Here is a 12306-nt window from a genome sequence, read left to right on the forward strand (position 1 = left end):
ATCTAGCTATAAAAGCTCTGCGCCAACGATCCCAACAGCAACTGCCAACCGTCTACCAGCACAAACAACATCAGCTTGAACGGCAGTGAGATGGTTGCGGGCGGTACCATCATCATCCCCAGCGCCATCAGCACGCTGGCCACCACCAGGTCGATGATCAGGAACGGAATAAATACGGTAAAACCAATCTGGAAGGCGGTTTTCAGCTCACTGGTCACATAGGCGGGCAACAGAATACGCATCGGAACGGCTTCCGGGCCTTCCAACGCGGGCAGGTTAGCCAGCCTGGCGTACAGGGCAAGATCGCTTTCCCGCGTCTGGCGCAGCATAAATTCGCGCAGCGGTTGCGAACCTTTATCGATCGCCACCTCCATGCTGATTTTATCCTGGCTGAACGGCAGGTAAGCATCCTGATACACCTTGTCGAACACGGGTGACATGATGAAAAAGGTCAAAAACAGCGCCAGACCCAGCATCACCTGATTGGGCGGAGCTGACGGGGTGCCGAGGGCGTTACGCAGTAGCCCCAGCACGATGATGATACGAGTGAAGCTGGTCATCATCAGCAGCATCGCGGGCAGGAAGCTGAGTGAGGTGAGCAGCACCAGCGTCTGCACTGGCAGCGTCCAGCTTTGGCCGCCGTTGGCCGTAGGTTGGCTAATCAGCCCCGGCAACTGTGCCAAAGCGGCAGGGCTGAGCAGTAGCAGGCCAGCGGCCAGCAGCGGGCCAAAAACCCGGCGGTGGGAGAATGGATTCATGCCGATTTATCCGGGCGTTTTAATACGTTTTGCATCAGCTGGCGGAAATCTGCCGATGATTTAGGGTCGGTTGCCTCCTGCGCCGGTGGTACGGGCAGGGTGTGCAACGGGGTGATCTGCTGAGCCGTAACGCCCAGCACCAGCCAGGTGTTATCTACTTCAACCACCACCACGCGTTCACGTTGGCCAACCTGACAGCTGGCACGCAGGTTGAGCAATTTTTGATTGCCACGGGCCTGCGGGGCAAACCCCAGCCGACGAAACAGCCAGCCAGCGAGCAGGATCAGGAGTAAAATAGCGCCGAGCGCGCTGCTGACCTGCATCAATACCGAGCCGGTGGGTAGCGCCGTGTTGCTAGGCTGTTGAGTGCTTTGCGTCTGCACGCTGGCGTTGGGATTCATCAGCGGCTCAGGCGGCGCATGCGCTCTGAAGGCGTGATAATATCGGTGATGCGTACGCCAAACTTGTCGCCGACCACCACCACTTCGCCCTGGGCAATCAGATAGCCGTTGATCAGGATATCCAATGGCTCACCGGCCAGACCATCCAATGCCACCACCGAACCTTGCGACAGGCGCAGTAACTCTTTGATGGTCATCTTGGTGCGGCCCAATTCCACGGTCAGCTTGACCGGGATATCCAGGATCAGATCGATATCTTGCAGGCTACCCAACGCATCCTGAGCTTCCAGCGACTTGAATACGCCCTCGGTAGAGGCGGATTTCTCGGTCGCCTGTTGCTCGTTAAACGCATCAGCCCACAGATCGTCTACGGAGTCCTTCTCTTCGCCAGACGGTTGTTTAGGATCACTCATTGGGCCGTTCCTCACTCAGGGCATTCAAAATAGGGTTAATCAAATGTTCAACACGCAGGGCGTATTGCCCGTTCAACGTGCCGTATTGGCTGGTCAAGACCGGGACGCCGTCAACATGGGCGATCAGGCGTTCCGGTTTATCGATCGGTAAAACGTCGCCCGGCTGGAGTTTCAACACTTTCGACAGGCGCATCGGGATATCGACAAAGTTGGCGATCAGTTCCAGTTCGGAGTGCTGAACCTGTTTCACCAGCGTTTCCCGCCAGTGGCTGTCTTCCTGGCGTGAATTCTCCAGCGGTGGATTAGTCAGCAGCTCGCGTAGTGGCTCGATCATGGCGAACGGAATACAGATATTGAACTCACCGCTCAGCGCCCCGATCTCCACCTGGAACGGTGTGGTCACCACGATATCGTTGGGAGAGGTGGTGATATTGGTGAACTTGACCTGCATTTCGGCGCGCACGTATTCCACATCGATCTTGTAGATAGCGCTCCAGGCATCGCCGTAGGCGTCCAGCGCCAACCGCAGCATACGTTTGATCACTCGCTGCTCGGTCGGCGTAAACTCCCGGCCTTCGACCTTGGTAGGGAAACGGCCATCGCCGCCGAACAGGTTATCCACGGCGATAAACACCAGACTGGGAGCAAACACAAACAGCGCCGTGCCGCGTAGTGGATTCAGGTGTACCAGGTTCAGGTTGGTCGGCACCGGCAGGTTACGGGCAAACTCATGGTATGGTTGGATCTTGATCGCCCCGACGGTGATATCCGGGCTGCGGCGCAACAGGTTAAACAGCCCCATGCGGAACTGGCGGGCAAAACGTTCGTTAATGATCTCCAGCGCTTGCAGACGCTCACGCACCACACGGCGTTGGGTGGTGGGATCGTAAGGTTTGACCTCGCTTTCTTGACCGATGACGGCGGCGGGTTCATCCCCCGCGCTGTCGCCATTGAGCAGTGCGTCGATCTCGGCCTGTGAAAGAATATTGTCGCCCATGGTTAATTACCGCAGTATGAAGGCGGTGAACAGCACATCGCTGACCACTTGCTTCGGTTGTCCCGTAACCAGCGGTGGGCTGAGCACGTCTTTAATCTGTGCCACCAGTTGCTGTTTCCCTTGCTCGTTGGCCAGTTGGTTTGCTTCCTGTCGTGAAAGCAGCATGAGCAGACGGCTACGCACTTCCGGCAGAAAATCGTTCAGCCGGCGGCGCGTTTCTTCATCAGGCAGGCGCAGCGTCAGGCCGATATACAGCACGCGATCGGTATTGTTATCTGGCGTCACCAGATTGACGGTAAAGGTATCCAGCGGCATAAACACCGGCGCCGGAGGCGGCTGTTTCTTTTCCTCGGCGGCGGGTTGACCGTTCTTATGCTGCTGCATCAACCACCAGCTATAGCCTGCGGCACCACATGCGCCCAAGGCGATCAGTACCAGCAGGATCACCAGTATTGGACGTTTCTTTGTTGCTGCTGTTGGAAGGGGGTTCTGAGACATTACTAAGCCAAATCCTGTTTTGTGCTAATGCTATACCCTATGAATTTCAAGCTGCAGCTAGGCGACAAGCTCACTCATCCCCAGGCGCTTACGTTTAAGTAAGTGACTGGGGTGAGTGAGTGCAGGTAACAACGCTGCAGCTTGAAAGGCGACGGGTATCAAGCCGCACGCAATACATGTAAAGCTATTATCCCGCTTATTCCGGGCTGCAATAGCCAGAATAGGCGGGGAAAAGCGTGCCAGCTTGGGCGTTTGCACGCCGTCAGGCGAAAATATCAACGCCGTCGACCGAGCGTGCCATCGCCTGCAGCGCCGCTGGGGCGCTCAGGGCTTCAACGCCAGTTTCGGCGCTGCCGTGTTGTTCCCGGTAGGAAGGTTGCCCGCCTTGGTGAGAGGCCTGCTGCTGTGACTGTTGCGGCTGCGGCAGTGACTCACCGCCAACGCTGCTCTGGCCAAGGTTGATGCCACTTTCCGCCAGCGCATGGCGCAGATGGGGCAGCGCGGCTTCCACCGCCGCACGTACCTGGCCGTGCGCCGAGGCGATATGCAACTGGGCCTGGTTGTCGTCGAGCTTCAGCGTGATTTGCAAGGCACCCAGTTCCTGTGGATGCAGGCGTAGTTCGGCGCTCTGTTGACCGTTGCGGTGGAACATCAGCACCTGCTGACCCAGCGCCTGTTGCCATTCCGGGCTGCCGAGTTGAGCGTTCAACTGCGGCGTTGCCGTTGCGCTCACTGTCGCGCTGACGGGTTGGCTGGCGATGACCGGACTAGATACTGGTGCAGGGGCCGCGTGCTGTGGCATTGCAGAAGGTTGCGCCGATTCAGCCGCCAGTTTCAGTGGGATGGTGCCGTCATCTTGATTGCTATCGGCCTGAGAAGACAGTACCGCCGCGGTGTCAGCTTTGGTGGCCAAGGCGGATTTATCGTCTACGCTCGGCTGCGATTTCGACGCAGGCAGACCGGTCGTGGCTAACGCGGGTTTTTCGCTCAGGGTGGCTAGCAGCGATGACGCTCCCGTCAGCGGCGCTTCGTCCCCGTTTGGCTCAGTGGCAGCTGTTCCCCCGTTCCCTGGTAACGGCTGCACTACGGCGGCAGGCAGCATGGCAAACAGGGCCTGCAAGCTTGCCGCATCTAAAGTGTCGACAGGTTGCAACGGCTGTTCGTCATCGCTCTTGTTTAACTGGGTTTGGCTATCGTCTGCCGTATCCCGATCCTGCGGAGTGGCCAGCAACCGGCCACGATCGCTAAACGAGGCCAGCAATTGGTTAAGCTGTTGGCGGCTGAGGGCGGAGATTTGCGGGTCGTCTACCAGTAGCTGTGCCGCGTTAGGTTTACCGGTTGGCTGCCCATCGGGCGTGAATCGCTCGCCGAGCAGTTGAGCAAAGCTGGCAGCAAGTCCGGCATCATCCAACGACAGCGCGGCAAGCCCAGTCCCCGTGCCATCAGCGGTTGCCGGCAGGCCAGAGAGAACGTTGAGATTCATGGGTTTAGGTTCCTTTGTGAACTACGTTGTGCGAACTCATCCATCAGTTTTTGGTCACGCTTGTTTTCCAGCATCTGCTCGGCGGTGAGGGCGCGGGTGTTAAGCGTTTCGAAAGCGTTCAGCCGCTGCTGTTTGTCCTGCCACTGCTTGACCGCCCGTTCGACCTTCTCGCTCCACTGCAGCAATTGCTGGCGGTGCTGGCTGATGGCCTGCTCGAGCGTGCCGATAAACTGCTGATAGTTTTGCCAACTGGCTGAACCCATGCCGCTAGACAGGGTGCTGTTGAGCTTTTGTCGATACTCATCCTGATAGTTGAGCAGCATGGCAAGCTGTTGCTCCGCCGCCTGTTGTGCCTGACGTGCCTGGCCGAGCTGTTGTGCGGCTTGTTCTACGGCATCTTGCGCCAGATCGCGCAGGATAATCAGCGGTGACTGTGGTTTCATGGTGCTCAGGCTCCGTGGTTAAACAATCAGTTGCTGCAACTGCTGGCAGGCATCGTCATAGCCGCTGCGTTCGAAGATACCCTGTTGCAGGTAGGCTTCCATCTGCGGATACAGCGTCATGGCCTTGTCTAGCAGCGGATCGCTGCCTGCGGCATAGGCTCCTACACTGATCAGATCGCGGTTACGTTGGTAACTGGCCAGCATTTGTTTGAAGTTACGTACCCGCCGGTAATGCTCCTCATCGATCAGCGAGGTCATGGCACGACTGATCGAAGCTTCAATATCGATGGCGGGGTAGTGGCCCGCTTCCGCCAAGCGCCGGGAGAGCACCACATGGCCATCAAGGATGGCACGTGCCGAATCGGCAATCGGGTCTTGCTGGTCATCACCTTCGGTCAACACGGTATAAAAAGCGGTGATGGAACCGCCGCCGCTGATGCCGTTACCCGCACGCTCTACCAACGCGGGCAGTTTGGCGAATACCGAAGGCGGATAGCCTTTGGTGGCCGGGGGTTCGCCGATCGCCAGGGCAATTTCACGTTGCGCCATCGCGTAGCGGGTAAGGGAATCCATAATCAGCAGTACGTGTTGGCCACGATCGCGGAAATCTTCGGCGATGCGGGTGGCATAGGCAGCGCCCTGCATACGTAGCAGTGGGGAAACGTCTGCCGGTGCGGCGATCACCACCGAACGGGCGCGCCCCTCGGTGCCGAGGATGTTTTCGATAAAGTCTTTTACTTCGCGGCCACGTTCGCCAATCAGCCCAACGACGATCACGTCGGCCTGGGTGTAACGCGCCATCATGCCAAGCAGTACGCTTTTACCTACGCCAGAACCAGCGAACAGACCCATGCGCTGGCCGCGGCCCACGGTAAGCAGCCCGTTAATGGTGCGTACGCCCACGTCGAGTACCTGTTCGATCGGAGTGCGCTGCAATGGGTTGAATGGGGCGGTGATCAGCGGCGCACGGTAGCCGGTGTCCGGTGCCGGCAGGCCATCGAGCGGTTTGGCACCGCCGTCTAGCACCCGGCCAAGCAATGCCGGGCCAAGGGGTAACTGTTTGCTGGCGCTTTGCCCTTCGGGGGAGACGCGAGCATAAACTCTGGCGCCGGGCACTATGCCGTCAACCTCTTCCAGCGGCATCAGGAATAGCCGCTGGCCGTTAAAACCGACTACCTCGCTTTCTACCTCCTGCACCATACCGCTGTCATGGCGTTCGATCAGGCAGGTAGCCCCCAGCGGTAACTGCAAACCGGTGGCTTCCAGTACCAGCCCGGTGGCTCGGGTCAGGCGGCCATAACGGCGTACCGTCGGCGCACGGGCAATGCGTTTTTCCAGACTGTCCAGCGAGTTCAGCCAGCGGCCGAGACGAACGGTCATCACAGCTCTCCCGGTGCGGCCAGACGGCACAGTTCATGCCAGCGGGTGGCCAGACTGGCATCCAGATCGCCTTCTTCTGCGCTGACCTTACAACCGCCAGGATGCAGCTGACCGTCGGCCAGCAGCCGCCAGCCGTGCAGGCTGAGGGTCACGCCAAGCTGCTGTTCCACCCGTTCATAATCATCCGGGTGTACGCGCAGCTGAGGTTTACCGCTGAACATCGGTTCTTGCTGGAGCAACTGTTGGATCTGGCTGAGTAGGGCGGTACCGTCACAGACCGGCGCTTGGCCGATCACCTGTTTGGCCGCCGTCAGGGCTAGTTGCATCAGGCGCGAGGCAATCACGCTGTCGAGCGCGTCCAGCGTATGCTGGAACTCGGTAACCAACTGCTGCCAATGTTCCGTGATCGGTTGTTGCTGCTGTTGACCCGCCAGAATACCTTGCTCGCGGCCTTCCTCCAGCCCGGCCTGGAAACCGGCGTCATAACCTTTCTGCTGGCCCTCGGCAAAACCTTGTTGCTGACCTTGCTGCTGGGCCTGCAAACGTAACATCTCCAGCCGTTGCTGTTCGTTGATGCTGTCGTCCTGCGGGATAGTGATCACCTCAGGTGGGCTTTCCGGTTCCAGTACCGGTTTGGGATCTGCCAGATCGTTAAGCGACCAGGGCTGCCAGGGCAGGGTGTTGAGGCGATCAGACATAGGTGTCCTCGCCACCGCCGATGATCATTTCGCCGGTTTCTGCCAGACGACGTACCACCAACAGGATAGCCTTCTGTTCGTTCTCTACCTGCGACATGCGCACCGGGCCACGGTTGGCCAGATCGTCGCGCAGGATATCGGCGGCGCGTTGCGACATGTTTTTGAGGAACTTCTCGCGCAGCGGCTGTTCGGCTCCTTTCAGGGCGATCAGCAGGGATTCGCTTTCCACGTCCTGCAACAGGCGCTGGATGCTGCGATCGTCCACTTCGACCAGGTTTTCGAACAGGAACATTTCGTCGATGATTTTCTGCGCCAACTCGCCGTCGTATTCGCGCATAGCACCGATAACCGCCTCTTCCTGTTGGCTTTTCATCAGGTTGATAATCTCGGCGGCGGTGCGTACACCTCCCATTTTGCTGCGCTTGAGGTTTTGGCCGTCCAGCAGATTGTTCAGCACTTCGGTCAGCTCTGCCAGGGCGTCCGGCTGTACGCCGCCGAAGGTGGCGATACGCAGCATCACGTCGTTGCGTAGGCGCTCCTCGAACTGTGCCAGGATATCCGCCGCCTGGCCGCGCTTGAGGTGTACCAGGATAGTGGCGATGATCTGCGGGTGTTCGTCGCGGATCAGATCGGCCGCGCTCTGCGGCTCCATAAAGTTGAGCGTTTCCATGCCGGAGGTGTCTTCGCGTGATTCGAGAATATCCTCCAGCAGGCTGCTGGCACGTTCCTCACCCAAGGCTTTAACCAGCACCGTGCGCAGGTAGTCGCTGGCATTGACGCTCAGCGCAGCATACTGTTCGGCGTCGTCTTCAAACTCACGGAGGACCTCCCCCAACTGTTTGTGGGACACCTGACGCATGCTGGCCATGGTGCCACTCAATTGTTGTACTTCCCTTGACGAGAGGTGCTTGAAGACTTCGGCGGCGCGATCTTCACCTAGCGTCATCAGCAGGATGGCGCTCTTTTCGGTACCTGTCAGGCTCATAGTTCGTTACTCATCCATTGGCGGATCACCAGGGCGACCACGCGTGGATCTTTATCTGCCAGTTCGCGGATCCGCTGGCTCTGGACTTCAGCATTAACGCGCTGCTGTGATTTCTTATGCAACGCCTGTTCTTCATTACTTGGCTTGTTCACCTCAGTTGGGCGACTGGCTGGTGTATTGGCAGCGACCACCGCAGCCTGTTGCGCTACCTGACGGTTTTGCAGTTGCGGACGAACCAGCTTGCGCCACAAAATCCAGGCCACCAGCAGTACCAGCAAATAGCGGCCTGCGTTGAACAACTGCTCGATAAACGACTGTGACTGCCAGAAAGGCAACTCGCCGCCGGTCTGCTCTACATCGTTGAACTGGGTGTTGACCACGTTGAGCGTATCGCCACGGCTGCTGGAATAGCCCATCGCTTCACGGACCAGAGATTCCACCTGGGCCAACTGCTCTTTGCTCATGGGCTGCGGTTTGCCATCTTTATCGGTACCCAGGGTGTTGAGCACGACGGCAACCGACAGCCGTTCCACTGCCCCAGCTTTGTGCTGAGTATGACGAATGGTGCGATCCACCTCGTAGTTGGTGGTTTCATCACGGCGACTGTTTTGCGCTACGTTACCGCTAGCTCCGGTACGCGTGTTGTTATTGGCATTATTTGCCGTGGCAGGAGTATTGCCCGCAGCAGTATTTTTTGGTGTTTCAATCGGCGCAGTCGGTGCTGCACTAGGCTGGTTGGAAAGAGCGCCCGGTACGCCGCCGATCTGTTGCCCGCCATTCTGTTCACTCTGGCTGAGCTGTCTGGAGCGTATCGCGGATTTATCCGGCTGTTGGTTGGGCTGGTACTGTTCGTCGGTTTGCTCGCGGGTGGAGAAATCGATTTGTGCCGTTACCTGTGCACGCACGTTCGCGCTGCCGACAATCGGTGCCAGAATGGCTTCAATACGTCGTTGATAGCGGTTCTCGACCTCGTTGGCGTACTTCAACTGCGCGGCATTGAGATCGCGCCCGGTGCCGTCGGATTGGGTCAGTAAGCGGCCCGCCTGATCGACCACCGTGACATTGCCAGGCGGTAAACCGGCCACGCTGCTGGACACCATATATACCACGGCATTGATCTGGCCGTCGTCCAAGGTGCGACCTGGTTGCAGCGTTAGCGTCACGGAAGCTGAAGGGTTTTTTTGTTCGCGCACAAACAGCGAAGGTTTAGGCAGTGCCAGATGCACACGGGCATTCTGCACCGGCCCCAGGGATTCGATAGTGCGCGACAGTTCGCCTTCCAGCGCCCGCTGATAGTTGATCTGCTCGCTGAACTGGCTGATGCCGAATTTTTCCTGATCCAGCAGTTCAAAGCCGACAGCACCTCCCTTGGGCAGCCCTTGTTGCGCCAGACGCAGGCGCGTTTCATGCACCTTTTCTGCCGGGATCATTAGCGCCGAGCCGTTCTCGGTAAAGCGATAGGGGATGTTCATCTGCGTCAGCTGCGTGACGATAGCACCGCCGTCGCGATCGTTGAGATTGCTGTACAGCACACGGTAATCCGGGCTTTTTGCCCATAGCGTCAGCGCAACCACGATGGCGATCGCCGCTGAGGCCGCGATCAGTAGTGGAATTTTAGGGTTGGCACGCAGGCGATTCCATAAGGCCAGCAGGCCGTTATCACGGCTTTCACCATTCATGCTGGTACCCACTCAGGTGGGTTCGAGGTATGGCTAGCGTTGTTGTGTGATGACAAAACAGACTCCCTGATACACAGTTCTTTACGGCCTAACAAAAGCGCCCCCATTTTTGGGCATGCCATTATTTGCCCTTAAGGCCAATTTTGATGGCCCGATAAACCGGTGTTTTTGCAGTTAATTAGCCGCTTTAACCGTAAAGCACTGTGGTAGGGTGTGCAGCATCGGGATCATGCAGGTGAATGAATACGCGGTTTTCCCCGTCGTTTTTCAAGTCACCGCTTGAAATCCATAGGGTATGAATGAAGTGATGAGGTCATGATGGCAATTCAGGGTATTGAAGGAGTGTTGCAGCAGTTGCAGGCCACGGCGGTTCAGGCTGGAGCGCTGCGACAAAACGATCCGGTGCAGGGAGCCAGCTTTGCCAGCGAGTTAAAGGCGGCTCTTGGTAAGATTAGCGAGACTCAACAAACCGCACGCCAGCAAGCCCAGGATTTTGAATTGGGTGTGCCAGGTATCAGTCTGAACGACGTTATGGTCGATCTGCAAAAATCTTCGGTGTCTTTGCAACTGGGTGTACAGGTGCGTAATAAACTGGTCGCGGCTTATCAGGACGTGATGAACATGGCAGTGTAGTGGTAAAGGCAGGGCGGCTATAGCGTACAACGATAATCTGTTCTGTATTGGCGTATGCCTCCCTAATGGGTTTTTCGGTCCGTTTGTTCAATCAATAAATCATAGATAGCCGGTGTTTTGAGCGTCGACGGTGTTTTTTATGGGTAACACCGATTTTTTTACTATCAATAACCTTGGCGTGTTTTTTAAAGGAATAAATGCACAAAATTGTCAGCGACGCCACCAAATACTCCACTATATCCTCCTTGAAATTGGTTAACCAAGCTAATATTTGTGGTTATTGTCTCAAAAGTCAATTAACAGGATGTAAACCAGACGCATCTCTATTTTTAAATGGAAATATCTTACATTGTTATTTTCCATGTCTATTAAATGTATTTTTGGTGTTTGATTTTTGAATGTTATATGTTGCCGTTAATGAAGGAGTGATTGTTAATAAATTGGCCTGATTTTTTGTTTTTTGCATGATGTTATTTTCTGTTGCTCTATACGTGGCCGCTAGCCGACCTCTCGGTTTTATAAAAGTGCTTAACGATGAGCAGATGGAACAGGTAGGTAGACTACGCAAAAAGGTATTGAGCAATGTAGAGGCCGACGGTGAAGCGATTGAGTCTCATTCAGCACCAGAGGAAACCCTCGGGTTAAGTATTTATTCAGGAAAGATAATGAGCACTAAAAGTGAAGTAAGATGGCGTTTTTTCAGCAGTGTCATGTTAATTGTATTGGCCGTATTAACCTATGTGTTAGTGACGCTCAGCTGATGTACGGGCCACTCTGGGTGGCCTTAGTAACATCCTTAACCTGCCGTTGTTATCATCAGCACTTATTCCTCTACCGTATTTAGCCATGGATAGGAAGGGGACTGCATGGCGGTGGGCTGCATTATTCGCTGGTGCCCACGGATAGCGGTAGGCGCGAAGCCGAATCGTTTACGAAAGCGCTCGGCAAAACGAGAAGAACTTTCATAGCTCACATACTGCGCAATGGCAGAAATCGGCCAGTCTGTCGCCTGTAACAAGAGCAGCGCACGGCTCATACGTACGTCGATCATCAGGCTGCGCAAGGCGGTATTCTCCGTCGATAGTTTACGCCGCAGTACCACCTCACTCATCATCAGATTTTCAGCCACTCCGGCGGCAGTCCAAATCCGGTGCGGATCGGTTGCCAGCAAGCGGCGCACCTGCTGAGTCAGATCGTTAGCTTCCTTGTGAGTAAAGCGAATACCCAAATGTGCCAACCACAGTAGGATTTCGCACATTTTATGGTGGATAATCATCTGGGGAAAACGATCATGTAGCGTCAGTGCCAGCGCAGCGGTTTCAAAACTGTGTAAAAACGGGCTGGGCATCTTCGTCAGCGTAGTGACACCGGTGAAAGGGATAGCGGGCGGTGTGATAGGCGTATTGGCTAACGTATCAAACAGCAAGGGATCGCAAATCAGCAGTTGGCAGCTGAACACTCCGCTGTCTGAAAGGCTATTAATCACATCGGCGGTTAGCCCACCCTCTACGATCAACATCTCCCCAACGCGAGCTACCACCTCCCGCTGCTGCCACCGTATACGTGTTTGCCCTTGCTGGATCAAAAACAGATGCGTCTGCTCAAAATAGAGCGACGGAAGTCGTAGTTCAGTATGCTGAATGATGTGTGCTGATGCACCGATCCCGGGACAATAATTAATTAAGCGTTCCATCAATATTCATTTCATCGTTATTATCTACGAATATCTTTACGCTTTGCTGGGTGATGGAGCAACATTTTTTCGTCTGTTGCCGATCACAACTCGGTAATTTGCTTGTCAAGAATCAGTTTCCTGTTGAACAGAAAACGTCCGTGTTGGGATAAATGTTATCCATTAAATCGACAATAATGCCAGCGGTTTGCATTTTCATGCATTACCTGCCATACGAATTATTCAAATCTCATGCATTTATATTA

At 55.8% G+C, this 12306-nt stretch carries 14 protein-coding genes; 2 read left to right on the top strand and 12 right to left on the bottom strand.

The genetic code is table 11. The features are described 5' to 3' along the window. Window positions 1-2 precede the first annotated feature (2 nt). From fliP to fliF, 11 genes are all read right to left on the bottom strand, one after another. Entirely contained in the window at window positions 3-758 is a 756-nt protein-coding gene (gene fliP, locus KAJ71_RS04105) for a flagellar type III secretion system pore protein FliP (protein WP_248944499.1), read from the bottom strand. Then, window positions 755-1159 carry a flagellar biosynthetic protein FliO gene (gene fliO / locus KAJ71_RS04110; RefSeq protein WP_248944500.1) on the bottom strand — a complete coding sequence of 135 codons (405 nt, stop codon included), beginning with the start codon at window positions 1157-1159 and terminating at the stop codon, window positions 755-757. The genes fliP and fliO overlap by 4 nt, the downstream gene beginning before the upstream one ends. Beyond that, the gene (gene fliN, locus KAJ71_RS04115) at window positions 1159-1572 is read right to left on the bottom strand and encodes a flagellar motor switch protein FliN (protein ID WP_021180953.1); all 414 of its coding nucleotides are present in this window, start codon (window positions 1570-1572) and stop codon (window positions 1159-1161) included. Before fliN ends, fliO begins: the two co-directional genes overlap by 1 nt. Further along, complete coding sequence (fliM, locus tag KAJ71_RS04120; protein WP_248944501.1) at window positions 1565-2569, bottom strand: flagellar motor switch protein FliM; 1005 nt, start codon at window positions 2567-2569, stop codon at window positions 1565-1567. The genes fliN and fliM overlap by 8 nt, the downstream gene beginning before the upstream one ends. A gap of 6 nt (window positions 2570-2575) precedes the next feature. Next, a complete protein-coding gene (fliL, locus tag KAJ71_RS04125; protein WP_248944502.1) occupies window positions 2576-3067 on the bottom strand; it encodes a flagellar basal body-associated protein FliL in 492 nt (163 codons plus the stop codon). Between the two features lie 262 nt (window positions 3068-3329). Continuing rightward, a complete protein-coding gene (locus tag KAJ71_RS04130) occupies window positions 3330-4550 on the bottom strand; it encodes a flagellar hook-length control protein FliK (protein WP_248944503.1) in 1221 nt (406 codons plus the stop codon). Next, window positions 4547-4993, bottom strand: a complete 447-nt coding sequence (gene fliJ / locus KAJ71_RS04135; protein WP_248944504.1) for a flagellar export protein FliJ — start codon at window positions 4991-4993, stop codon at window positions 4547-4549. Before fliJ ends, KAJ71_RS04130 begins: the two co-directional genes overlap by 4 nt. A gap of 18 nt (window positions 4994-5011) precedes the next feature. Further along, the gene (gene fliI / locus KAJ71_RS04140; protein ID WP_248944505.1) at window positions 5012-6373 is read right to left on the bottom strand and encodes a flagellar protein export ATPase FliI; all 1362 of its coding nucleotides are present in this window, start codon (window positions 6371-6373) and stop codon (window positions 5012-5014) included. Then, window positions 6373-7071: a flagellar assembly protein FliH gene (gene fliH, locus KAJ71_RS04145; RefSeq protein ID WP_248944506.1), complete on the bottom strand. Its 699-nt coding sequence runs from the start codon at window positions 7069-7071 to the stop codon at window positions 6373-6375. Before fliH ends, fliI begins: the two co-directional genes overlap by 1 nt. Next, window positions 7064-8056 (bottom strand): flagellar motor switch protein FliG, encoded by a 993-nt coding sequence (fliG, locus tag KAJ71_RS04150; RefSeq protein WP_248944507.1) that lies wholly within the window; start codon window positions 8054-8056, stop codon window positions 7064-7066. Before fliG ends, fliH begins: the two co-directional genes overlap by 8 nt. Continuing rightward, window positions 8053-9735 carry a flagellar basal-body MS-ring/collar protein FliF gene (gene fliF / locus KAJ71_RS04155; protein WP_248944508.1) on the bottom strand — a complete coding sequence of 561 codons (1683 nt, stop codon included), beginning with the start codon at window positions 9733-9735 and terminating at the stop codon, window positions 8053-8055. The genes fliG and fliF overlap by 4 nt, the downstream gene beginning before the upstream one ends. Before the next feature lie 318 nt (window positions 9736-10053). Here fliF and fliE point away from each other — a divergent pair, with 318 nt between their 5' ends. Then, a complete protein-coding gene (fliE, locus tag KAJ71_RS04160) occupies window positions 10054-10368 on the top strand; it encodes a flagellar hook-basal body complex protein FliE (RefSeq protein ID WP_248944544.1) in 315 nt (104 codons plus the stop codon). A 542-nt stretch (window positions 10369-10910) separates the two neighbouring features. Then, window positions 10911-11129: a hypothetical protein gene (locus KAJ71_RS04165; RefSeq protein ID WP_248944509.1), complete on the top strand. Its 219-nt coding sequence runs from the start codon at window positions 10911-10913 to the stop codon at window positions 11127-11129. Between the two features lie 62 nt (window positions 11130-11191). On the opposite strand, the gene KAJ71_RS04170 is transcribed toward KAJ71_RS04165, so the two are convergent. Beyond that, window positions 11192-12061 (bottom strand): helix-turn-helix transcriptional regulator, encoded by an 870-nt coding sequence (locus tag KAJ71_RS04170; protein WP_248944510.1) that lies wholly within the window; start codon window positions 12059-12061, stop codon window positions 11192-11194. Window positions 12062-12306: the final 245 nt, after the last annotated feature.

The organism is Serratia silvae (assembly GCF_023282985.1).
In the GTDB taxonomy this organism is placed as follows: Bacteria; Pseudomonadota; Gammaproteobacteria; order Enterobacterales; family Enterobacteriaceae; genus Chania; species Chania silvae.

What these genes read in the sequence shown, in the direction of transcription:
- fliG (WP_248944507.1), bottom strand. Translation starts at nt 8,056, where the DNA reads ATGAGCCTGACAGGTACCGAAAAGAGCGCCATCCTGCTGATGACGCTA.
- fliE (WP_248944544.1), top strand. Translation starts at nt 10,054, where the DNA reads ATGGCAATTCAGGGTATTGAAGGAGTGTTGCAGCAGTTGCAGGCCACG.
- fliL (WP_248944502.1), bottom strand. Translation starts at nt 3,067, where the DNA reads ATGTCTCAGAACCCCCTTCCAACAGCAGCAACAAAGAAACGTCCAATA.
- fliM (WP_248944501.1), bottom strand. Translation starts at nt 2,569, where the DNA reads ATGGGCGACAATATTCTTTCACAGGCCGAGATCGACGCACTGCTCAAT.
- fliJ (WP_248944504.1), bottom strand. Translation starts at nt 4,993, where the DNA reads ATGAAACCACAGTCACCGCTGATTATCCTGCGCGATCTGGCGCAAGAT.
- fliF (WP_248944508.1), bottom strand. Translation starts at nt 9,735, where the DNA reads ATGAATGGTGAAAGCCGTGATAACGGCCTGCTGGCCTTATGGAATCGC.
- fliH (WP_248944506.1), bottom strand. Translation starts at nt 7,071, where the DNA reads ATGTCTGATCGCCTCAACACCCTGCCCTGGCAGCCCTGGTCGCTTAAC.
- KAJ71_RS04170 (WP_248944510.1), bottom strand. Translation starts at nt 12,061, where the DNA reads ATGGAACGCTTAATTAATTATTGTCCCGGGATCGGTGCATCAGCACAC.
- KAJ71_RS04130 (WP_248944503.1), bottom strand. Translation starts at nt 4,550, where the DNA reads ATGAATCTCAACGTTCTCTCTGGCCTGCCGGCAACCGCTGATGGCACG.
- fliP (WP_248944499.1), bottom strand. Translation starts at nt 758, where the DNA reads ATGAATCCATTCTCCCACCGCCGGGTTTTTGGCCCGCTGCTGGCCGCT.
- fliI (WP_248944505.1), bottom strand. Translation starts at nt 6,373, where the DNA reads ATGACCGTTCGTCTCGGCCGCTGGCTGAACTCGCTGGACAGTCTGGAA.
- KAJ71_RS04165 (WP_248944509.1), top strand. Translation starts at nt 10,911, where the DNA reads ATGGAACAGGTAGGTAGACTACGCAAAAAGGTATTGAGCAATGTAGAG.
- fliO (WP_248944500.1), bottom strand. Translation starts at nt 1,159, where the DNA reads ATGAATCCCAACGCCAGCGTGCAGACGCAAAGCACTCAACAGCCTAGC.
- fliN (WP_021180953.1), bottom strand. Translation starts at nt 1,572, where the DNA reads ATGAGTGATCCTAAACAACCGTCTGGCGAAGAGAAGGACTCCGTAGAC.